Origin of the sequence: Streptomyces sp. NPDC014006, assembly GCF_043088925.1 — a bacterium.
In the GTDB taxonomy this organism is placed as follows: Bacteria; Actinomycetota; Actinomycetes; order Streptomycetales; family Streptomycetaceae; genus Streptomyces.
Window position 1 is genome coordinate 222,618 of record NZ_JBICAJ010000001.1, and the last position, 21,574, is coordinate 244,191.

General features: G+C 72.2%; 17 protein-coding genes. 10 read left to right on the plus strand and 7 right to left on the minus strand.

Features of this window, described 5'->3' with window-relative positions:
- Positions 1 to 5: 5 nt before the first annotated feature.
- The 3 genes from ACF1GV_RS01025 to ACF1GV_RS01035 are packed head-to-tail and all read right to left on the minus strand — an operon-like array spanning position 6 to position 4,503.
- Positions 6 to 947 (minus strand): hydroxymethylglutaryl-CoA lyase, encoded by a 942-nt coding sequence (locus tag ACF1GV_RS01025; RefSeq protein ID WP_391676718.1) that lies wholly within the window; start codon positions 945 to 947, stop codon positions 6 to 8.
- Positions 944 to 2,875, minus strand: a complete 1,932-nt coding sequence (locus tag ACF1GV_RS01030) for an acetyl/propionyl/methylcrotonyl-CoA carboxylase subunit alpha (RefSeq protein WP_391676719.1) — start codon at positions 2,873 to 2,875, stop codon at positions 944 to 946. Before ACF1GV_RS01030 ends, ACF1GV_RS01025 begins: the two co-directional genes overlap by 4 nt.
- An 11-nt stretch (positions 2,876 to 2,886) precedes the next feature.
- A complete protein-coding gene (locus ACF1GV_RS01035; RefSeq protein WP_391676721.1) occupies positions 2,887 to 4,503 on the minus strand; it encodes a carboxyl transferase domain-containing protein in 1,617 nt (538 codons plus the stop codon).
- A gap of 95 nt (positions 4,504 to 4,598) precedes the next feature.
- Between ACF1GV_RS01035 and ACF1GV_RS01040 the strand changes: the two genes are divergently transcribed.
- Together ACF1GV_RS01040 and ACF1GV_RS01045 are read left to right on the plus strand one after the other, a co-directional pair.
- The gene (locus ACF1GV_RS01040) at positions 4,599 to 5,195 is read left to right on the plus strand and encodes a TetR/AcrR family transcriptional regulator (RefSeq protein WP_391676723.1); all 597 of its coding nucleotides are present in this window, start codon (positions 4,599 to 4,601) and stop codon (positions 5,193 to 5,195) included.
- 116 nt (positions 5,196 to 5,311) lie between these two features.
- Positions 5,312 to 5,692 carry a hypothetical protein gene (locus tag ACF1GV_RS01045; protein WP_391676725.1) on the plus strand — a complete coding sequence of 127 codons (381 nt, stop codon included), beginning with the start codon at positions 5,312 to 5,314 and terminating at the stop codon, positions 5,690 to 5,692.
- Between the two features lie 15 nt (positions 5,693 to 5,707).
- On the opposite strand, the gene ACF1GV_RS01050 is transcribed toward ACF1GV_RS01045, so the two are convergent.
- Entirely contained in the window at positions 5,708 to 6,133 is a 426-nt protein-coding gene (locus ACF1GV_RS01050) for a DUF3592 domain-containing protein (protein WP_391676727.1), read from the minus strand.
- A 153-nt stretch (positions 6,134 to 6,286) separates the two neighbouring features.
- Here ACF1GV_RS01050 and ACF1GV_RS01055 point away from each other — a divergent pair, with 153 nt between their 5' ends.
- From ACF1GV_RS01055 to ACF1GV_RS01065, 3 genes are read left to right on the plus strand one after another with little or no spacing between them, the layout of a single operon-like run.
- On the plus strand, positions 6,287 to 7,444 hold the full coding sequence (locus ACF1GV_RS01055; protein WP_391676729.1) for an acyl-CoA dehydrogenase family protein: 1,158 nt from the start codon (positions 6,287 to 6,289) through the stop codon (positions 7,442 to 7,444).
- 35 nt (positions 7,445 to 7,479) lie between these two features.
- Positions 7,480 to 8,352: an acyl-CoA thioesterase II gene (tesB, locus tag ACF1GV_RS01060; RefSeq protein WP_391676731.1), complete on the plus strand. Its 873-nt coding sequence runs from the start codon at positions 7,480 to 7,482 to the stop codon at positions 8,350 to 8,352.
- Positions 8,353 to 8,357: 5 nt separating this feature from the next.
- Positions 8,358 to 9,407 carry a cation diffusion facilitator family transporter gene (locus tag ACF1GV_RS01065; protein ID WP_391676733.1) on the plus strand — a complete coding sequence of 350 codons (1,050 nt, stop codon included), beginning with the start codon at positions 8,358 to 8,360 and terminating at the stop codon, positions 9,405 to 9,407.
- 88 nt (positions 9,408 to 9,495) lie between these two features.
- Here the strand turns inward: ACF1GV_RS01065 and ACF1GV_RS01070 are convergent, their stop codons facing one another.
- Together ACF1GV_RS01070 and ACF1GV_RS01075 are read right to left on the minus strand one after the other, a co-directional pair.
- The gene (locus ACF1GV_RS01070) at positions 9,496 to 10,284 is read right to left on the minus strand and encodes a phosphatase (protein WP_391676735.1); all 789 of its coding nucleotides are present in this window, start codon (positions 10,282 to 10,284) and stop codon (positions 9,496 to 9,498) included.
- A 74-nt stretch (positions 10,285 to 10,358) separates the two neighbouring features.
- Positions 10,359 to 11,807: a PucR family transcriptional regulator ligand-binding domain-containing protein gene (locus tag ACF1GV_RS01075; protein WP_391676736.1), complete on the minus strand. Its 1,449-nt coding sequence runs from the start codon at positions 11,805 to 11,807 to the stop codon at positions 10,359 to 10,361.
- A gap of 186 nt (positions 11,808 to 11,993) precedes the next feature.
- Between ACF1GV_RS01075 and ACF1GV_RS01080 the strand changes: the two genes are divergently transcribed.
- The 4 genes from ACF1GV_RS01080 (at position 11,994) to ACF1GV_RS01095 (ending at position 17,169) form a co-directional block, all read left to right on the plus strand.
- Positions 11,994 to 13,454: a sodium:solute symporter gene (locus tag ACF1GV_RS01080; RefSeq protein WP_391676737.1), complete on the plus strand. Its 1,461-nt coding sequence runs from the start codon at positions 11,994 to 11,996 to the stop codon at positions 13,452 to 13,454.
- Between the two features lie 57 nt (positions 13,455 to 13,511).
- The gene (speB, locus tag ACF1GV_RS01085; protein WP_363268861.1) at positions 13,512 to 14,492 is read left to right on the plus strand and encodes an agmatinase; all 981 of its coding nucleotides are present in this window, start codon (positions 13,512 to 13,514) and stop codon (positions 14,490 to 14,492) included.
- Positions 14,489 to 16,174, plus strand: a complete 1,686-nt coding sequence (locus tag ACF1GV_RS01090) for a thiamine pyrophosphate-binding protein (RefSeq protein WP_391676738.1) — start codon at positions 14,489 to 14,491, stop codon at positions 16,172 to 16,174. The genes speB and ACF1GV_RS01090 overlap by 4 nt, the downstream gene beginning before the upstream one ends.
- A 77-nt stretch (positions 16,175 to 16,251) precedes the next feature.
- Complete coding sequence (locus ACF1GV_RS01095) at positions 16,252 to 17,169, plus strand: serine hydrolase (protein ID WP_391676739.1); 918 nt, start codon at positions 16,252 to 16,254, stop codon at positions 17,167 to 17,169.
- A gap of 112 nt (positions 17,170 to 17,281) precedes the next feature.
- On the opposite strand, the gene ACF1GV_RS01100 is transcribed toward ACF1GV_RS01095, so the two are convergent.
- Positions 17,282 to 17,638 (minus strand): hypothetical protein, encoded by a 357-nt coding sequence (locus ACF1GV_RS01100; protein ID WP_391676740.1) that lies wholly within the window; start codon positions 17,636 to 17,638, stop codon positions 17,282 to 17,284.
- Positions 17,639 to 17,782: 144 nt separating this feature from the next.
- Here ACF1GV_RS01100 and ACF1GV_RS01105 point away from each other — a divergent pair, with 144 nt between their 5' ends.
- Positions 17,783 to 21,502, plus strand: coding sequence for an ABC transporter ATP-binding protein (locus ACF1GV_RS01105; RefSeq protein ID WP_391676742.1), 3,720 nt, complete (start codon positions 17,783 to 17,785; stop codon positions 21,500 to 21,502).
- Positions 21,503 to 21,574 lie beyond the last annotated feature (72 nt).

The window sequence follows — 21,574 nt, forward strand, 5'->3', positions numbered from 1 at the left end:
GCTGATCACTGGTCCTTGTGGGAGAGGGCGCGGACGGTACGGGAGGGGCTGGGGCGGCCCAGCTGTTCGGCCATCCAGACGCTTGTGGCGACGAGACGGCCGAGGTCGACCCCGGTGTCGATACCGAGGCCGTGCAGCATCCACACCAGGTCCTCGGTGGCGAGGTTGCCGGTGGCGGACTTCGCGTAGGGGCAGCCGCCCAGGCCGCCCGCTGAGGCGTCGACGGTGGTGACGCCGTGCTGCAGCGCGGCCAGGGTGTTGGCGAGGGCCTGGCCGTAGGTGTCGTGGAAGTGCACGCCCAGGGACTCGGTGCCGATTCCGGCTCCCTTCAGCGCGGTCAGCAGCGCGGTGACGTGCCCCGGGGTCGCCACGCCGATGGTGTCGCCGAGGCTCAGCTCGTCGCAGCCCATGTCCAGCAGTGCCCGGCAGACCCGGACGACCTGGTCGACGGGGACCGGGCCCTCCCAGGGGTCGCCGAAGCACATGGACAGATAGCCGCGGACATGGACGCCCTCGGCTTTCGCCCGTGACACCACCGGAGCGAACATCGCGAGCGCCTCGTCCACCGTGCGGTTGAGGTTGGCCTTGGCGAAGGACTCGGTGGCGCTGGCGAACACGGCGACCCGGGTCGCCTTCAGGGCGAGCGCCCGCTCCAGGCCGCGTTCGTTCGGCACCAGTACCGGCAGGTCCACGGGCAGCGCGCTCACGAGGGGGAACAGCTGCTCGGCGTCGGCCAGCTGGGGCACCCATTTGGGGTGCACGAAACTGGTCGCCTCGATCGTGGTCAGGCCGGCTTCGGCGAGGCGGCGGACGAACTCCGCCTTCACCTCGGTCGGCACGGCGGCCTTCTCGTTCTGCAGTCCGTCGCGCGCACCGACCTCGTGGATGCGCACCCGGGCGGGCAGCCCGGCGGCCGGGACCGTCATCGGCAGTCCGGGAGCAGTCATCGCGCCGTCTCCTCGTGCGGGGTGATCACGGCCAGCACCTGGTCCATGGCGACCGTCGTGCCGGGGGTGACGTCCAGTTCGGCGACCGTGCCGGCGTGCGGGGCGGAGATGACGTGCTCCATCTTCATCGCCTCCACCACCAGCAGGCTCTGCCCGGCGGCCACCTCGTCGCCGACGGCCACCTTCACCACCGTCACCGTGCCCGGCATCGGCGCGGTCAGCGAGTCGGCGCCCGCGTGCCCGGAGCGGGTGAGGGACGCGGCGACCGGGTCGTGGTCGCGCACGTGCCAGGCGTCGCCGTCCCGGCCGAGCCAGTCGGCGGCGTGGTGGAAGGTGTGCCGGACGCCGTCGAGGGTGACGGTGACCGTGTCGCCGGTGACGGTGTGGGTGCCGCGCGGGGTGCGGTCCACGGGCTCGGTGACCCGCAGCGGGAAGGAGACGGGCTTGGGCGTGCCGCCCATCCGCCAGCCGCTCGGCACGGAGAAGGGATCGACCCAGCCGTCCCCTTCCGGCTTCAGCGCGTGCAGGCGTACGGCCGCCGCCGCCTCGTACACCTCCTCCGGTACGCCGGTGGGGACCAGGTCGTCCACCACCCGCTCCACCAGCCCGGTGTCCAGGTCGCCGGAGACGACCGCCGGGTGGGCGAGCAGCCGTCGCAGGAAGCCCGCGTTCGTCTGCACGCCGAGCGTCACCGTCTCCGCGAGGGCCGCGCGGAGTCTGCGCAGAGCGGTCGCCCGGTCGGGGCCGTATGCGATGACCTTGGACAGCATCGGGTCGTACAGGCTGCCGACCTCGGTGCCCTCGCTGAGCCCGGAGTCGGTGCGCACCCCGTCGCCCTCGGGTTCGCGCAGTTTGAGCACCGTGCCGCCCGAGGGGAGGAAGCCGCGCGCCGGGTCCTCTGCGCAGATACGGGCCTCGATCGCGTGCCCGGTGAGGCGGACGTCGTCCTGCCCGAAGCCGAGCGGCTCACCGGCCGCCACCCGCAGCTGCCACTCCACCAGGTCCAGGCCGGTGATGAGTTCGGTGACCGGGTGCTCGACCTGGAGACGGGTGTTCATCTCCATGAAGTAGTACTGCGAGGGGTCGCCGCCGGGGACGATGAACTCCACCGTGCCCGCGCCGCGGTAGCCGCAGGAGCGGGCCGCCTGCGCGGCCGCCTCGCCCATCGACGCGCGCGTGGCCTCGTCGAGGAGCACGCTCGGCGCCTCCTCGATGATCTTCTGGTGGCGCCGCTGCAGCGAGCACTCGCGCTCGCCGAGGTGGACGACGTTCCCGTGGCCGTCGGCCAGTACCTGGATCTCGATGTGCCGGGGCCGGTCGACCCACCGTTCCACCAGCAGCGTGTCATCGCCGAAGGAGGCGCGGGCCTCGCGGCGGGCGGCGGCGATCTCGTCGGCCAGTTGGTCGGCGTCCCGCACCAGCCGCATGCCCTTGCCGCCACCGCCGGCCGACGGCTTGAGCAGCACGGGCATGCCGATCCTGCGGGCCGCGTCGGCGAGCTGGCCGTCGCTGAGCCCGCTGCCGCTGGAGCCCGGCACGACCGGTACGCCGGCCGCCTGCACGGTCTCCTTGGCGCGGATCTTGTCGCCCATCAGCGCGATGGCGTCGGCCGGGGGACCGATGAAGACGATCCCCGCCTCCTCGCAGGCACGGGCGAAGGCCGCGTTCTCGGCGAGGAAGCCGTAGCCCGGGTGGACGGCCTGTGCGCCGGTGCTCCGGGCGGCCTCCAGCAGCCGTTCGATGGACAGATAGCTCTCGGCGGCCGGCGCCGGGCCGATCCGGACCGCCGTGTCGGCCTCCCGGACGTGCCGGGCGTCCGCGTCGGCGTCGGAGAAGACGGCCACCGAGCGCACGCCCATCGACCGCAGGGTGCGGATGACGCGGACGGCGATCTCGCCCCGGTTGGCCACGAGTACGGTGTCGAACACGAGTCCCCTCCTCACATCCGGAAGACGCCGAACTGGGGGTCACCCAGGGGCGTGTTGGCGCAGGCCGTCAGGGCGAGCCCGAGAACCTGACGGGTGTCCAGCGGGTCGATGACGCCGTCGTCCCACAGGCGGGCGGTGGCGTAGTAGGCGTTGCCCTGCCGCTCGTACTGCGCGCGGATCGGCGCCTTGAAGCTCTCCTCCTCCTCGGCGGCCCAGTCCTCACCCCGCGCTTCCATCTGGTCCCGCTTGACGGTGGCGAGCACGGAGGCGGCCTGCTCGCCGCCCATCACGGAGATCTTGGCGTTGGGCCACATCCACAGGAAGCGGGGCGAGTAGGCCCGGCCGCACATGGAGTAGTTGCCCGCGCCGTACGACCCGCCGACGACGACGGTCAGCTTCGGCACGCGTGTGCAGGCGACAGCGGTGACCATCTTCGCGCCGTGCTTGGCGATGCCGCCGGCCTCGTAGTCCTTGCCGACCATGAAGCCGGAGATGTTCTGCAGGAACACCAGCGGGATGCCGCGCTGGTCGCACAGCTCGATGAAGTGCGCGCCCTTCTGGGCCGACTCGGCGAACAGGATGCCGTTGTTGGCGACGATCCCCACCGGGTGCCCCATGATCCGGGCGAAGCCGGTGACCAGGGTCTGCCCGAACTCGCTCTTGAACTCCGCGAACCGCGAGCCGTCGGCGACACGGGCGATGACCTCGCGGACGTCGTAGGGGGTGCGGGAGTCGACGGGCACGGCGCCGTAGAGGCCGTAGGGGTCGACCTTGGGCTCTGTGATGGATGCGACCTGCCAGGGCAGGGAGGAACGCGCCGGGAGGGTGGCGACGATGTTCCGCACGATCCGCAGGGCGTGCGCGTCGTCCTCCGCGAGGTGGTCGGTGACGCCCGAGACGCGGGAGTGGACCTCGCCGCCGCCCAGTTCCTCGGCCGTGACGACCTCGCCGGTGGCGGCCTTCACCAGGGGCGGACCGCCGAGGAAGATCGTGCCCTGGTTACGGACGATGACGGCCTCGTCGCTCATGGCGGGGACGTACGCGCCACCCGCCGTGCACGACCCGAGGACGGCGGCGATCTGCGGAATCCCGGCGCCGGACATCCGGGCCTGGTTGTAGAAGATCCGCCCGAAGTGGTCACGGTCCGGGAAGACCTCGTCCTGCATCGGCAGGAAGGCACCACCGGAGTCGACGAGGTACAGGCAGGGAAGCCGGTTGTCGAGCGCCACCTCTTGGGCGCGCAGGTGCTTCTTCACGGTCATCGGGTAGTACGTGCCGCCCTTGACGGTGGCGTCGTTGGCGACGATCACGCACTCACGGCCGCTGACCCGGCCGATCCCGGCGATCACGCCGGCCGCCGGGGCCTGCCCGTCGTACATCCCGTCGGCGGCCAGCGGCGCCAGCTCCAGGAAGGGCGAGCCCGGGTCGAGCAGCGTGTCCACCCTGTCCCGCGGCAGCAGCTTGCCGCGCGCGGTATGCCGTGCCCGCGCCTTCTCACCCCCGCCCAGGCGGGCGGCGGCCAGCTTGCCGCGCAGCTCATCGACGAGAGCGCGGTGCGCCTCCTCGTTGGCCTGCCAGGCCTCCGACGCGGGGTCGGCCGCGCTCGTCAGCTCCGGTGCCTCTTGCATCCTTGCGGTCCCCTCACCCAGCGATCACTGTTAATGAGCGTTAACCATTTCCTTCAGGTTAACGACCGCTAACCTGCCTGTCTAGAATTGACGGCATGGCCACCAGAACCGACGCCCCGACCCGCCGCGACCAGATCCTCAAGGCGGCTGCCCGGCTGTTCGCCGAACGCGGTTTCCACGGCGTCGGCGTCGACGAGATAGGCGCGGCCGTGGGAATCAGCGGACCCGGTCTGTACCGGCACTTCCCGGGCAAGGACGCGATGCTCGCCGAGCTGCTCGTCGGGATCAGCGGACGGCTGCTGACCGGGGCGAAACTGCGGGTGGCGGAGGCGGACGGGGTACCGGCGAGCACCGTGCTGGACTCCCTGATCGAGGGCCACATCGACTTCGCCCTGGACGACCGCCCGCTGATCACCCTCCACGACCGCGAACTGGACCGCCTGCGCGACAGCGACCGCAAGCTGGTGCGCCAGCTGCAGCGGCAGTACGTCGAGCTGTGGGTGGAGGTCGTACGGGAGGTGTACCCGGGGCTGGGGGAGGCGGCGGCGCGCTCCGCCGTGCACTCGGTCTTCGGTCTGCTGAACTCCACCCCACACCTGGGCCGCGGCGGCACGCTGCCCGGCCGGGGGGTGACGGCGGAGCTGCTGCACCGGATGGCTCGGGGGGCGTTCTCGGCGGCGGAGGCGGCGTAGCGGACGGGAACCGCCGGCGGTGACCGGGCCCGGGACTGGGCGCAGGGGCGGGGGCTCGACGCAAGAGGGGCGGCGAGATCGGCTCCGAGCACGTCGGGGTCGGTGGTGAGTACTGGGTGAGCATGCCCCTGGCGGGCAATGTCACCGCGGAACCGCTCACCGTGGTGCGGGCTCAGTGGGTGCACGTGCCGCAGGGGCTTCGGGTGCTGCGCTACGGCGTGTCGGCTGTCGACGGCGACGGCGTCTGCATTCTGGGTCTCATGGACGACGCGTCGTTACCGCAGGGGGCGCCCGGTGCCGGGGTGCACGGCGAGCCTCCGGTCCGCGTGCCTGCTCCCGGCCGTGCCGACGCCTGCCTGCTGGCCCGCGTGAAGGTGACCGGGGTTGCGCAGGACGGTCGTGAAGGCATACGGGTCTGGTGCCGCCAGGGCGCGGTCGTCTACCGGCAGGACTTCGATCGGGAAGCCGGCCTGCGGCTCAGGCCGGAGGAAGAATGACCTACGTCGCCGCCGTCAGAGGGTGACGGCCAGCACGAGTACCCCCACCACCGTGCCGGCCGTGAGCACTGCCCCTACTGCCGTGAACAGCTTGTCGACCGCCGGGGTGTCCCAGCCCTGGATGATGAACCGGGTGGGCTTGGCCGGGTCGTAGAGGACCACGACCGACGCGCCCACGCCGAAGCGTGGGCCGACCTTGTCGCGGCCGAAGCGGGACGCGTGTGTGCACTCGCGGCCGTCCTGGGTCGTCCAGGCCGCGACCGGGTGGTGGAACCTGGTGCCTTCGTCGCTGCGCGAGGTGTCGTGGCGGACGATCCGGCCCCGCGCGGTGACACCGGTGCGGCGCAGGACTTCCGCGCGGCGCAGGCCGGAGACGCCGAAGGCGAGGAAACCCGCGCCGACCGTCAGCGGGATGAGCGAGAAGAGCCATACGGGGTGCATGCCCTGTGCGACGCGGGGAGGGGCGGGCCGGTTGCCGCGGGTGCCTGGCGTGACCAGCGTTACCCCCCGCCTTCTCTGGACGGAGTCCCTACTCGCCGGTACCGTTAGTCTGAGCAAGCGCTTAGACAGTCGACGTACGTGGAGGTGGCGGCCGTGCGCCGTACGGTGTTCAACGAGGATCACGAGGCGTTCCGGGAGACCCTCCGCGCCTTCATCGAGGCCGAGGTCGTCCCCGTCTACGACGAGTGGTTCGCCGCCGGTCAGGCCCCCCGCGAGTTCTACTACAAGCTGGGTGAGCTGGGCATCTTCGGCATCAACGTGCCCGAGGAGTTCGGCGGCGCCGGCCTGGACAGCCACAAGTTCGAGGCCGTCCTGTACGAGGAGACGTCCCGCGCGGGCGTGCAGTTCGGCGGCTCCGGCGTGCACGTCCTGCTCGCCCTGCCGTACATCAAGATGCTCGCCACCGACGAGCAGAAGAAGCGGTTCCTGCCGAAGTTCGTCACCGGCGAGGAGATGTGGGCCATCGCGATGACCGAGCCGGGCACCGGTTCGGACCTCGCGGGCATGAAGTCCACCGCCAAGCTCTCCGAGGACGGCACGCACTACGTCCTCAACGGCGCCAAGACCTTCATCACCGGTGGTGTGCACGCCGACCGCGTGATCGTGTGCGCCCGTACCGCCGCGCCGACCGCCGAGGACCGCCGCCACGGCATCTCCCTCTTCGCCGTCGACACCAAGTCCGAGGGCTACTCCGTCGGCCGCAAGCTGGACAAGCTGGGCCTGAAGACCTCCGACACCGCCGAGCTGGCGTTCGTCGACGTCAAGGTCCCCGTCGAGGACCTGCTCGGCGAGGAGAACAAGGGCTTCTACTACCTCGGCCACAACCTGGCCTCCGAGCGCTGGGGCATCGCCTTCGGCGCCTACGCGCAGGCCAAGGCCGCCGTCCGGTTCGCCAAGCAGTACGTGCAGGAGCGCACCGTCTTCGGCAAGCCGGTCGCCCACTTCCAGAACACCAAGTTCGAGCTGGCCGCCTGCCAGGCCGAGGTCGACGCCGCCGAGGCCGTCGCCGACCGCGCGACCGAGGCGCTGGACGCCGGTGAGCTGACCCCCGCCGAGGCCGCCTCCGCCAAGCTGTTCTGCACCGAGGTCGCCCACCGCGTCATCGACCGCTGCCTCCAGCTGCACGGCGGCTACGGCTACATGAACGAGTACCCGATCGCCCGCCTGTACGCGGACAACCGCGTCAACCGCATCTACGGCGGCACCAGCGAGATCATGAAGACGATCATCGCGAAGGACATGGGTCTGTAGGACACCGGGAATCGCTGGCCGGTACAACTACTGCCATGAGCCAGGCACTCCAGGATCTCCTCGATCTGCTCGACCTCGAGCAGATCGAGGAGAACATCTTCCGCGGCCGGTCCCGCTCGGCCGTCGTCCCCCGCGTCTTCGGCGGGCAGGTCGCGGCCCAGGCGCTGGTCGCCGCCGGGCGGACGGTCCCCCCGGACCGGCTCCCCCACTCGCTGCACGCGTACTTCCTGCGCATGGGCGACCCCGGCGCGCCCATCGTCTACGACGTCGAGCGCATCCGGGACGGCCGCTCCTTCACCACCCGGCGCGTGGTCGCGATCCAGCACGGCCGGCCGATCTTCTCGCTGTCCGCCTCCTTCCAGGCGTACGAGGAGGGCCTCGACCACCAGGCCCCCATGCCGCCCGCGCCGGACCCCGCCGCCCTGCCCACCTCGCAGGAACGGCTGCGCGGCTACGACCACCTCGCTCCGGACGTCGTCGAGCGGTTCCTCGAAGCGCGTGAGGCGATCGACCTCAGATACGTGGACGAGCCGCCGTACGGCCGCTTCGGCGCACCGCGCGAGCCGCACTCCCAGGTGTGGTTCCGCACCAACGGCAAGCTCGACGACGACCCCCTGCTGCACGTCGTCCTCGCCACCTACGTCTCCGACATGACCCTCCTGGACTCCGTGCTGCTCGCGCACGGGCGCGGCGGATGGGCCGTCGGCGACGTGGTCGGCGCCTCGCTGGACCACGCCATGTGGTTCCACCGGCCCTTCCGCGCCGACGAGTGGCTGCTGTACGACCAGGAGTCCCCGTCGGCCTCCGGCGGCCGGGGTCTGGGCCAGGCGCGGATCTACACGCAGGACGGGCGACTGGCCATCTCGGTGATCCAGGAGGGCGTGGTCCGCGTTCCCCGGGAACACTGAGGGGCATGGCCCCAGCACAGCAGGCGCAACAGCAGGCGCAGCAGAGCGCACCGCAGGGCGGCGGCGAGTCCACGGTCACCGTGATCGTCGCCGCCCTCGCCAATCTCGGGATCGCCCTGGCGAAGGCGGTCGCCGGGGTGATCAGCGGCTCCAGCGCGATGCTGTCCGAGGCCGCGCACTCGGTCGCGGACACGGTCACCGAGGTCCTGCTGCTCACCGCCCTCAAACGCAGCGAGAAACCCGCCGACGAGGACCATCCCCTCGGCTACGGGCCCGAGCGGTACATCTGGGCGCTGCTCGCCGCCGTCGCCACCTTCGTCGGCGGCGCCGTCTTCTCCCTCTACGACGGCGTCCACACCCTCGTCGCGGGCGAGGAACTCGGCGACCCCCTCCTGTCGTACCTCGTCCTCGCCGTGGCCTTCCTGCTGGAGGGCTTCTCGCTGCGGACGGGCGTGCGGCAGGCGCGCGGGGAGGCGGCCCGGCTCGACGTGCCGTTCCGGCACTACCTGCGGCGCACCCCGGACACCGCCGTGAAGGCGGTCGTGCTGGAGGACTCCGCCGCACTGGTCGGCCTGGTGCTGGCCGCGGGCGGGCTGCTCGGCGGGCAGCTCAGCGGGTCGGGCGTGTGGGACGCGCTCGCGTCCCTGTGCATCGGCGTGCTCCTGCTCTACGTCGCCTGGGTGCTGGGCCGCTCCAACGCCGAGCTGCTGATCGGGCGTCCGCTGCCGAAGACGATGCGGGAGCGGATCAGGCGGGAGCTGCTGGCCGTGGACGAGATCGAGGCCGTACTGGAGCTGACCACCCTCGTGCAGGGGCCGCAGGAAGCCCTGGTGGCGGCCAAGGTCGACTTCCGGGACGTGTCCACGGCCGCGCAGATCGAGCGGGCCTGCGAGCAGGCCGAACGGCGGCTGCGGGAGCTGCTCCCCGCGATCGGACGGGTCTATCTGGACCCCACGCCGGGGCGGGCGGCTCAGATCGCGGCAAAGGCCCCCGGCCTCACGCCGCACGAGGAGGCAGGCGAGTCCCCGCCGCGGAACTCACCCGCCTCGCCGTGACCTCGCGTCAGCCGACGTGGGCGCGCCCGGCGTCGAAGGAGGCCGCGTGCACATGGCCGGCCGGTCCGGTGGAGCCGGAGTTCCCGGATCAGGCCAGACCCGCCTGGCCCAGCAGATACGCCGTCATCGGGTCGTAGTGGCGCGGGCTGACCACGTGGTCGTCGAGCGGCACCGCGACCTGCAGGGTCCCCTCGGCCTCGGCGAGGAAGAGCGCCGGGTCGTTGCAGTCGGCGTACCCGACGGAGTCCACGCCGTGCTGCCCGGCGTACCCGGCCCAGCCGTGGTCGGCGACGACCAGGTCGGGCAGTGGGCGGCCTTCGCGCTCCAGGCCGGTGAGGATGGCCCGCATCGGCTCACCGGAGTGGGTGTGCCACAGCGACGCCCCGTGCTCCAGCACCGCCACGTCCGCGAACTGCATGACGTACCCCTCCTCGGTGCTCAGCCCCTCGGGGATGACGACGATCTCGCAGCCCGCCGCACGCAGCGCGGCGGCCGTGGCGCGGTGCACGTCGAGCAGGCCGCCGGGGTGCCCGGTGGCGAACAGCACCCGCTGTGCGCCGTCGGCCGCCTTGCGCAGCCGCCCCGCCATGCGCTCCAGGGCGTCGACGGTCAGCTCCGGGTCGATGGTGTCCTGGCCGTGGCGGTACTCGGGATCGTCGCTGACGCCGGCCCGCTCCGCCATCACCGCGAGGACGTCCTGCTCGTCGCTCCAGCGGTCCCCGAGCTCCAGGCCGAGCCAGTAGTGACGGTTGCCGTTCGCCAGCTGCCGGTAGTGGGAGAGGTTGTTCTCGCGGGGGGTGGCGACGTCGCCCGCGATACGGGTGCGGACGAGGTGGGCGACGAGTTCGGCGCGGCTGGGCGTCCCGGGTATCGGCATGGTCACCATTGTGAGGCAGATCGCTGTGCGAGCCGACGGCGTACCGGCCGCTGGGACGCGCGTCACGTGCCGCCTCACCTCTGCTTCAGCGCCAGCCACAACTCCGTCCGTACGTCCGTGTCGTCCAGGTCGGAGTTCAGCAGGGTCGCGCAGCGGGCGATGCGCTGGCGGACGGTGTTGCGGTGCACGGACAGGGCGACGGCGGTGCGGTCCCAGCTGCCGTGCAGGGACAGCCAGGTGCGCAGGGTGTCGGTGAGCGCGGGGGTGAGCGGGGCGAGCAGGGCGCGGGCGTGCGCGGCGGCCTCCTCGGCGGGCAGCAGGTCGGCCAGCGCGGGACGGGCGTCGTGCCGGACGAGCGGGGTGTGGCCGGCGCGGGCGCGGGCCAGGGCGCGGGCGGCCTGGCGGTCGGCTGCCGCCCAGTCGGCCGGGCCGGCGGGCGCGCTCACGCCGAGCGTCCAGCCGGACTGCTCCGGCACGTCGTGGTCGGCGGGCACCAGCAGACGTACGGCGTCGTCGGCCAGGTCCACCAGCGGGGTGCCGAGGGCCGCGCCGAGCGCGGAGGCTGCCATCGGGTCCGGGGCCTGCCCGTCGGGGACGGCGTGTACGACGACCCGGCTGTCCGCGCCGAGCAGCGCGGCCACCTCCTCGGGTGCCGCGCCCAGCAGCAGCCGGACCAGCGCGGAGGAGCGGGCGGCGCCCGTGCCGCTCTGGTGCTCGCCGGTGAGCAGGGTGAGCAGGACGGCGGCGACCGAGGCGATGGTGTGGTCGGCGGGGTCGCGCTGCGGGGCGGCGACGCCGAGCGCGAAGCCCTGACCGGCGCCGAGGGCGTAGGCGGCGAGATGCACGCCGGCGGCGGTGTCCGTGGCGGTGGTGGTGGAGCGGCGGGTGACCACGGCGGCCAGTTCGGCGAGCGCGCCCAAGGCCTCCTCGGGCTGCTCCCGGCCCGCCTCGGCGATCCGGGCGCCCTCCGGGCCGTACAGCACCGCCCGGCCGGTCACCCGCTGGGCGAGCTGGCGCAGCACCGAGGGCACCGGGTCGGGGCGGGCCGCGGCGGCCGCCAGGGACTGCTGGGCCTCGGTGACCCGGCGCAGCTCGGCGAGGCGGGCCTGCGCCATCAGCTGCCACACCGCCCGGGCGACCCCGGAGAACGTGGTCTGCGGAGGGACCTCCAGCAGCGGCAGCCCGTGCGCCTCGCACGCCTGGACCAGGGCGCGCGGCACGGTGTCGTGCACCGGCGCCAGGCCGAAGCCGAGGGCGGCGCCGCCCGCGGCGACGATCCGGGAGACGTAGTCGTCGAAGTAGGTGCCCGAGCCGGCCGCCTCGGGGATGTGCACGCCCGCGGTCAGCAGCAGCTCGCCGCCGAGCAGATACGGGTAGGGGTCGGACATCTCGGAGGTGTGCGCCCAGCGGATGGCGACACCCGCGTCGCGGGGCCCGGCGATCTGGCGCAGGGCCAGGTCCTCACGGGCCAGGAGCGAGGTGAGGGGAACGGGTGGCGTGGGGGGTACGGCCTGCTCCGGCATGGTGTGCACTCCCTCCACCCTCCGGTCGTACGAATGGAGGAAACGTACACTTCGCAGTCGCTTTTCGGCCACCTAGTGTCAGGTGGGAACCGGCAGCCGCGGGTACGGGCGGATGTCCCCGCGAACCGCTGCCGACTCTTTCCTCACTTTCACGACACGCCACCGAGAACGGTGGAAGGAGGCCCCATGGCCGTCGACTACACAGTCATCGTCCTGTACTTGGCCGGCATGCTGGCCATGGGCTGGTGGGGCATGCGCCGCGCCAAGTCGAAGAGCGACTTCCTGGTGGCGGGCCGCCGCCTGGGGCCCGCGATGTACTCCGGCACCATGGCGGCCATCGTCCTCGGCGGCGCCTCCACCATCGGCGGCGTGGGCCTCGGCTACCAGTACGGCCTCTCCGGCGCCTGGATGGTCTTCACCATCGGCCTCGGCCTGCTCGCCCTGTCGGTCTTCTTCTCCGCGCGCATCGCCCGGCTGAAGGTCTACACCGTCTCCGAGATGCTCGACCTGCGCTACGGCGGCAGGGCCGGCGTCATCTCCGGCGTGGTCATGTGGGCGTACACCCTCATGCTCGCGGTGACCTCCACCATCGCCTACGCCACGATCTTCGACGTCCTGTTCGACATGAACCGCACGGTCGCGATCATCCTGGGCGGCGCGATCGTCGTCGCCTACTCCACGCTCGGCGGCATGTGGTCCATCACGCTGACGGACATGGTGCAGTTCGTCGTGAAGACCATCGGCGTGCTGCTCCTGCTGCTGCCCATCGCCGTGGTCAAGGCGGGCGGCTTCTCGGAGATGAAGGCCAAGCTGCCGACCTCGTACTTCGACCCGCTGGGCATCGGCGGCGAGACGATCTTCACCTATGTGCTGATCTACACCTTCGGCATGCTGATCGGCCAGGACATCTGGCAGCGCGTGTTCACCGCCCGCAGCGACAGGACGGCCCGGTACGGCGGCACCGTCGCCGGCACCTACTGCCTGGTCTACGCCCTCGCCGGCGCCGTCATCGGCACCGCCGCCAAGGTCCTGTACCCCAAGCTGGGCAGCCCGGACGACGCCTTCGCCACCATCGTCAAGGACGAACTGCCCATCGGCGTGCGCGGCCTGGTGCTCGCCGCCGCCCTCGCCGCGGTGATGTCGACCTCCTCCGGCGCTCTGATCGCCTGCGCCACCGTCGCCAACAACGACATCTGGTCCCGGCTGCGCGGCATGGTCAAAAACTCCGGTGAGGAGCACGACGAGGTCAGGGGCAACCGCGCCTTCATCCTCATCATGGGCATCGCCGTGATCTGCACGGCCATCGCCCTCAACAACGTCGTCGAGGCGCTGACCGTGGCGTACAACCTGCTCGTCGGCGGGCTGCTGGTGCCGATCCTCGGCGGTCTGCTGTGGAAGCGCGGCACCGTGCAGGGCGCCCTCGCCGCCGTGATCGTCGGCGGTCTCGCCGTCATCGGCCTGATGGCCGGCTACGGCATCCTCGCCAACGAGCCCGTCTACTACGGCCTGCTGGCCTCCCTCGCCGCCTACGTCGTCGTCTCCCTCGCGACGAAGCCCACCGACGCGGCCGTCCTGACCGCCTGGCGCGAGCGCCTGGCCGGCCGGACCGCCGAACCCCTGTCCGAACCGGTCCCGGCTCCCCAGTAAAGTCATAGGGACCAAGCAGTACATACGCGACGAAGCGTAAGAAAGAAGGCAGTTCCCATGAGCAGCAACGAGACGCCCCGCGGCCCCGTCGACTCGTCCCGCATCCCGCGGTACGCCGGCCCCGCGACCTTCGCCCGGCTGCCCCGCCTCGACGAGGTCGGCCGCGCCGATGTCGCCGTCGTGGGCGTGCCGTTCGACTCCGGCGTCTCGTACCGGCCGGGCGCCCGCTTCGGCGGCAACGCCATCCGTGAGGCGTCCCGGCTGCTGCGCCCCTACAACCCGGCGCAGGACGCCTCCCCGTTCGCCCTCGCGCAGGTGGCCGACGGCGGCGACATCGCGGTGAACCCCTTCAACATCAACGAGGCCGTCGACACGATCGAGGCCGCCGCCGACGACCTCCTCGGCACCGGCGCCCGCCTGATGACCCTCGGCGGCGACCACACCATCGCGCTGCCGCTGCTGCGCTCGGTGGCGAAGAAGCACGGCCCGGTCGCCCTGCTCCACTTCGACGCCCACCTGGACACCTGGGACACCTACTTCGGCGCCGAGTACACCCACGGCACCCCGTTCCGCCGCGCGGTGGAGGAGGGCATCCTCGACACCGAGGCGCTCTCCCACGTCGGCACCCGCGGCCCGCTGTACGGCAAGCAGGACCTCACCGACGACGAGAAGATGGGCTTCGGCATCGTCACCTCCGCGGACGTCTACCGCCGCGGCGCCGACGAGATCGCCGACCAGCTGCGCCAGCGCATCGGCGACCGCCCGCTGTACATCTCCATCGACATCGACTGCCTCGACCCGGCCCACGCCCCCGGCACCGGCACCCCCGAGGCGGGTGGCATGACCTCCCGCGAGCTGCTGGAGATCCTGCGCGGCCTGGCCTCCTGCAACCTGGTCTCCGCGGACGTCGTCGAGGTGGCCCCCGCCTACGACCACGCCGAGATCACCTCGGTGGCCGCCTCCCACACGGCGTACGAACTGACCACCATCATGAGCCGCCAGATCGCGGCCGCCCGCAAGGAGAACGAGGGCAAGTGACCCACGACCACGACCTGGAGCTCCGTCCGAGTGCCGCCCAGACGGAGGCCGCGCTGAATCCTCCCCCCGGGCGCAACGGCGGAGACCTGGTCGTGGAGACCCTGGCCGGGCTCGGCGCGACGACCGTCTTCGGCCTGCCCGGCCAGCACGCCCTCGGCATGTTCGACGCCCTGCGCCGCTCCGACCTGCGCTATGTGGGCCTGCGCGTGGAGAACAACGCGGGCTTCGCCGCCGACGCCTACGGCCGGATCACCGGTGAGGCGGCCCCGCTGCTGCTGTCGACCGGCCCCGGAGCCCTCACCTCGCTGGCCGCGCTGCAGGAGGCGGCGGCCGCCTCGGCCCCCGTCCTGGCGATCAGCAGCCAGATCCCGACGGCCGGCCTCGGCGGCGGCCGCCACGGCTATCTGCACGAACTGCCCGACCAGGCCGCCTCCTTCCGCGGGGTCGTCAAGTCCGTGCACACGGTCCGCACCCAGTCCCAGATCCCGTCCGCGATCGCGGCGGCCTGGAAGTCGGCGCTGAGCGCCCCGCACGGCCCGGTGTGGGTGGAGATCCCGCAGGACGTGCTGCTCGCCGAGACCCGCCTGCCGGTGGTGACGGCGCTGGACGCCACCCCGGACGAGCTGGTCCCGCGCCCCGAACTGACGGCGGTGGCGGCCGACTTGCTGTCGCACGCCGAGCGGCCCGCGATCATCGCGGGCGGGGGTGTGGTCCGCGCGGACGCCTCCGGCAAGCTGCGCGCGCTCGCCGAGAAGCTGAACGCGCCGGTGGTCACCACCTTCGGCGGCAAGGGCGCCTTCCCCTGGGAGCACCCGCTGTCCCTCCAGTCCTGGCTGGAGGACCGGCACACCACCGACTTCCTGGAGGACGCCGACGTCCTGCTGGTCGTGGGCTCGGGGCTCGGTGAACTCTCCTCGAACTACCACACGTTCACCCCCCGGGGCCGCGTGATCCAGATCGAGGCCGACCTCGGCAAACTGGAGTCGAACCATCCGGCCCTCGGCATCCACGCCGACGCCCGGCTCGCGTTGCAGGCGCTGCTGGAGACGGTCACCGAGCGGACCGACGTCCTTGCCGCCGAGCGCGTCCGGGACCTGCTCGCCAAGGTCCGCGAGCGGATCGACGCCCAGGACCTCGCGCAGGAGCAGCAGGTGCTCGCGTCGGTGCGCCGCGCGCTGCCGGCCGACGCGCCCTCCTTCTGGGACATGACGATCCTCGCCTACTGGGCGTGGTCCGCGTTCGACGCCAAGGCCCCCAACGCCATGCACTCCGCGCAGGGCGCCGGCGGCCTCGGCTACGGCTTCCCGGCCGCCCTCGGCGCCGCGGCGGCCGATCCGACCCGCCCGGTCCTGGCGGTCTCCGGCGACGGCGGCGCCCTGTACTCCGTCGCCGAGCTGGCCACGGCCCGCCAGTACGGCCTGAACGTCACCTGGCTGATCGTCGACGACGGCGGCTACGGCATCCTGCGCGAGTACATGACGGACGCCTTCGGCCAGGCCACGGCGACCGAGCTGACCCGCCCGGACTACGTGGCCCTGGCGGAATCCTTCGGGGTGCCGGGCGTGCGCACCACCCCCGAAGCCCTGGAGGCCGACCTGGCGAAGGCGCTCGCGACGCCGGGCCCGTCGGTGGTCGTACTCCCCGCCGTGCTGCGCATGTTCGCGCCGACGCACCTCAACTGAGGTCATTCGCCCGCTTTTGAGTCACCACCCTGGCGATCCGTACAACCATTCGGTCGAATTCGTGCGTCAACAGGGGCATGACTCAGGGGATATCCAGGCGCGCCCGTCTGCTGGCCGCCGCCGTCGGTGCGGGCGTTCTCGTTCCGGTCGTGGTCGCCGCCACGCCCGCCGCCGCCGCGCCACCGACCGTAAGCTGCACGTCGGCCAAGGCCGGCCTCGCCGCCAAACTGCAGAAGGACATCACGGAGGCGCTCGCCGGCCGCACGGGTACCGTCGCGCTCGGCGTCTACGACCGTACGACCAACACGACCTGCACGCTCCGCGCCACCAGCAGCTTCGACTCGGCGAGCACCGTCAAGGTCACCGTGCTCGCCACACTGCTGTGGGACGCCAAGAAGCACAACCGGTATCTGACCGACCGTGAGGCCACCCTCACCAAGGCCATGATCACCCAGTCGGACAACGACGCCACCAGCGCGCTGTGGAAGCAGCTCGGCCTGACGAAGATCAAGGGCTTCCTCGCCGCCGCCGGGATGACGAAGACGACACCCGGCGCGGACGGCTACTGGGGCCTGACGCAGGTCAACGTCACCGACGAGCAGAACCTCCTCAAGCTCGTCACCGCGAAGAACAGCGTGCTCAGCGACAACTCCCGCGCCTACATCCTGGAGCTCATGGGCCAGGTCGTCTCCTCGCAGCGCTGGGGCACGCCCGCCGGTGCGCCCTCCTCCGTCGCCGTGCACGTCAAGAACGGCTGGCTGCAGCGGGCCACGCACGGCTGGCGGGTGCACAGCCTGGGCACCTTCAACGGCGCCGGCCACGACTACACGATCACGGTGCTGACACAGGACAACAGCACCATGAGCTACGGCGTCACCACCATCCAGAACGTCGCCAAGGTCATCCACCGGGACCTGGTGCCGGCCGCCACCGCCCGCTACACGCCGACCGGCCGGCCGAGCGAGGCGTTCGTCGCGGTCCCGCCGCAGGGCTGAGATCCCACCACGCGGCCTCCCGCCGGTCACCGCACCCGCCCGCGGTGACCGGCCTACGCCTCGAGCCCGTGCGCGCCGACCGCTCCCACCGGCGCGACGCGCGGCGCGGCGGTCAGGTGAGCAGCTCGCGGTAGAGGCCGTCATACCGGCCCTGCTGGCAGCCGAAACCCTTCAGGAAGTCGTTCTGCTCCGCCTCGCCCAGGGAGACCGGCGGGGCGGAACGGGGCGGGTGCGCCTCGGCGAGCGTGCCGAGCACCTCGGCGGCGGCCTTGGCGTACGTCTCCTTGCGGCTCTTGGCCTTGGCCAGCGTCGCGAAGACGTCCTGGAGCCGGGCGCCGACCACGGCGCGTGGCTTCTTCGCCGCGTCGAAGCGGACCTCGTCGAGCCGCTCCCGCTCACCGGCGAGCCGCCACAACGTGTGCAGCCCCGCATACACCTGCCCCCACCGATACGCCTCACTGTCCGCCACGGCCTCCCCTTCCCCACCGGACCTTGCGTACGTCCGCTGCATACCCCCCGCGGGTGAACGCCGAACGTTTGTTGCGGCGGGATGAAATCGCACCCCGTCGGCGTTGGAGCCTTCCGGTAGAGCAGGACCACTGGGAGGCACGGAGTGACACCGCAACGGGGATGGGCTCGGCGACTGTGGGGTTATGCCTGGCGGTATCCGAAGGACGTCCTCCTCGCCCTCGGCTCCTCCCTCGGCGGCATGGCCGTCATGGCCGTCGTCCCGCTGGTCACCAAGGTGATCATCGACGACGTGATCGGCGACCACAGCCGCCGCATGGCCCCGTGGGCCGGCGCGCTGATCGTCGCCGCCCTGCTCGTGTACGTCCTCACCTACATCCGCCGCTACTACGGCGGCCGGCTCGCCCTCGACGTCCAGCACGACCTGCGGACGGAGATGTTCGGCACGATCACCCGGCTGGACGGCCGGCGGCAGGACGAGCTGTCCACCGGGCAGGTCGTCGGGCGGGCGACCAGTGACCTCCAGCTGATCCAGGGCCTGCTGTTCATGCTGCCGATGACCATCGGCAACATCCTGCTGTTCCTGATCTCTCTGGGGATCATGGCCTCGCTCTCCCTGCCGCTGACCCTGGTCGCGCTGGCCGTGGCGCCCGCGCTCTGGTACATCGCCCGGCGCAGCCGCACCAAGCTGCACCCGGCCACCTGGTACGCGCAAGCCCAGGCGGCCGCCGTCGCGGGCGTGGTCGACGGCGCGGTCAGCGGCGTACGCGTGGTGAAGGGCTTCGGGCAGGAGGAGCAGGAGACCGGCAAGCTGCGCGAGGTCGGCCGCAGGCTGTACGCGGGACGCCTGCGCACGATCCGCCTGAACAGCAGGTACACCCCCGCCCTGCAGGCCGTCCCGGCGCTCGGCCAGGTCGCGATGCTGGCGCTCGGCGGCTGGCTCGCCGTGCGCGGGCACATCACGCTCGGCACCTTCGTCGCCTTCTCCACCTACCTCGCCCAGCTCGTCGGCCCGGTCCGCATGCTCGCCATGGTCCTCACCGTCGGCCAGCAGGCCCGCGCCGGCACCGAACGCGTCCTGGAGCTGATCGACACCGAGCCGACCCTGAAGGACGGCACCAAGACGCTGCCCGCCGACGCACCGGCGACGGTCGAGTTCGACGACGTGTCCTTCGGATACGACCACCAGCGCCCGGTGCTGCAGGGGCTCAGCTTCGAGATCCGGCCGGGCGAGACCCTCGCCGTCGTCGGCTCCTCCGGCTCCGGCAAGTCCACCCTCTCCCTGCTCCTGCCGCGCTTCTACGACGTCTCCCACGGCGCCGTCCTGGTCGGCGGCCACGACGTGCGCGAGCTGACCCTTCAGTCGCTGCGCGCCGCGATCGGCCTGGTCCCCGAGGACTCCTTCCTCTTCTCCGACACCGTCCGCAACAACATCGCCTACGGCCGCCCCGACGCGAGTGACGAGGAGATCGAGGCCGCCGCGCGCGCCGCCCAGGCGGACCGTTTCATCCGGGATCTCCCCAACGGCTACGCCACCACGGTCGGCGAGCACGGCCTGACCCTCTCCGGCGGCCAGCGCCAGCGCATCGCGCTCGCCCGCGCCCTCCTCACCGACCCCCGCCTTCTCGTCCTGGACGACGCGACCTCCGCCGTCGACGCCCGCGTGGAGCACGAGATCCACGAGGCGCTCAAGGAGGTCATGCGGGGCCGCACCACCCTGCTGATCGCGCACCGCCGCTCCACCCTCAACCTCGCCGACCGCATCGCCGTCCTCGACGACGGCCGGCTCGCCGACCTCGGCACCCACGACGAGCTGCAGGAACGCTGCGCCCTGTACCGGCGGCTGCTCACCGACCCCGACGAGCTCGGCGGTGTCTCCCCGGGCCACACCCAGCCTGCCGCGCCCGCCGAGGACACCTCGCTGCGTGCGGAACTGGACGCCGAGTTCGACGCCGAGCGCGGCATCACGCCCCGGCTGTGGGCGGGCGAGCGCGAGCCCCGGGACGCGGCGCTGCACGGCACCCCGGCCACGCCGGAGCTGCTGGCCCAGGTCGAGGCGCTGCCCCCGGCCACCGACACCCCCGGCGTCGACGAGGCGGCCGCGGTCCGCGCGGAGGACTCCTACGGCCTGCGCCGCCTCCTGCGCGGCTTCGGCCTGCCCCTGCTGGTCAGCCTCGCCCTGGTCGCCGTGGACGCCGGGGTGGGCCTGCTGCTGCCGGTGCTGATCCGGCACGGCATCGACAGCGGCGTGACCCGGATGGCACTGGGTGCCGTCTGGTCGGCGTCGCTGCTGGCGCTGCTCGCGGTGGCCGCGCAGTGGGCGGCCCAGGTCGGCGAGACCCGGATGACCGGCCGTACCGGCGAGCGGGTCCTGTACTCGCTGCGCCTGAAGATCTTCTCCCAGCTCCAGCGGCTCGGCCTCGACTACTACGAGCGGGAGCTGACCGGCCGGATCATGACGAGGATGACGACGGACGTCGACGCCCTCTCCACCTTCCTCCAGACCGGCCTGGTCACCGCCTTCGTCTCGGTCGTCACGTTCTTCGGCATCATGGCCGCCCTGCTGGTGATCGACCTCCAGCTCGCGCTCGTCGTCTTCGCGACGCTGCCGCCGCTGATCGTCGGCACGTACTTCTTCCGCAGGGCCAGCGTGAAGGCGTACGAGCTGGCCCGGGAGCGGGTGTCGGCGGTCAACGCCGACCTGCAGGAGTCCGTGTCGGGCCTCATGATCGTGCAGGCGTTCCGGCGTGAGCGCGACGGCGAACGGCGGTTCGCCGAGCGCAGCGACAGCTACCGGCAGGCACGCATCCGCGGCCAGTGGCTGATCTCCATCTACTTCCCCTTCGTGCAGTTCCTGTCGTCGGCCGCCGCGGCCGCGGTGCTGATCGTCGGCGCGGGCCGGGTGGAGGCGGCCACGCTCACCGCCGGCGGGCTGGTGGCGTATCTGCTGTACATCGACCTGTTCTTCGCGCCGGTGCAGCAGCTCTCCCAGGTCTTCGACGGCTACCAGCAGGCCACGGTGTCGCTGGGCCGCATCCAGGAGCTGCTGCGCGAGCCGACGTCCACGAAGGCCGCGCGGGAGCCGCTGGAGGTGCTGTCCCTGCGCGGCGAGATCGCCTTCGACGACGTGCACTTCGCCTACGGCGCCGACGAGGAAGCCCTGGGCGGCATCGACCTGCGCATCCCCGCCGGGCAGACGGTCGCCTTCGTCGGCGAGACCGGCGCCGGCAAGTCGACCCTCGTCAAGCTGGTGGCCCGCTTCTACGACCCGACCGGTGGCCGGGTGACGGTCGACGGCACGGATCTGCGCGACCTGGACATCACGTCGTACCGCCACCGTCTGGGTGTGGTGCCGCAGGAGGCCTACCTCTTCCCCGGCACGATCCGCGACGCCATCGCCTACGGCCGGCCCGACGCTACCGACGCGGAGGTGGAGGCGGCGGCCCGCGCGGTCGGCGCGCACGACATGATCGCCACGCTGGAGGGCGGCTATCTGCACCAGGTCGCCGAGCGCGGCCGCAACCTGTCCGCGGGGCAACGGCAGTTGATCGCGCTGGCCCGCGCCGAGCTGGTCGACCCGGACATCCTGCTGCTCGACGAGGCGACGGCCGCGCTGGACCTGGCGACCGAGGCCCAGGTCAACCAGGCCACGGACCGCCTGGCGGGCCGTCGCACCACCCTGGTCGTGGCGCACCGGCTGACCACCGCCGCCCGCGCTGACCGGGTGGTGGTCATGGACCACGGCCGTGTCGCCGAGGACGGCACCCACGAGGAACTCCTCGCCCGCGACGGCCACTACGCCCGTCTGTGGCGCACGTTCGTCGGCGAGGCCGAGCCGGAGGAACCGGTCGGCGCGTCCCGCTGACCCCCGCGCCCCGAAAGGGGCGCGGGGAACCGCGCGCCCAGCCACAACCCACCCGCGGCCGAACGCAATCAG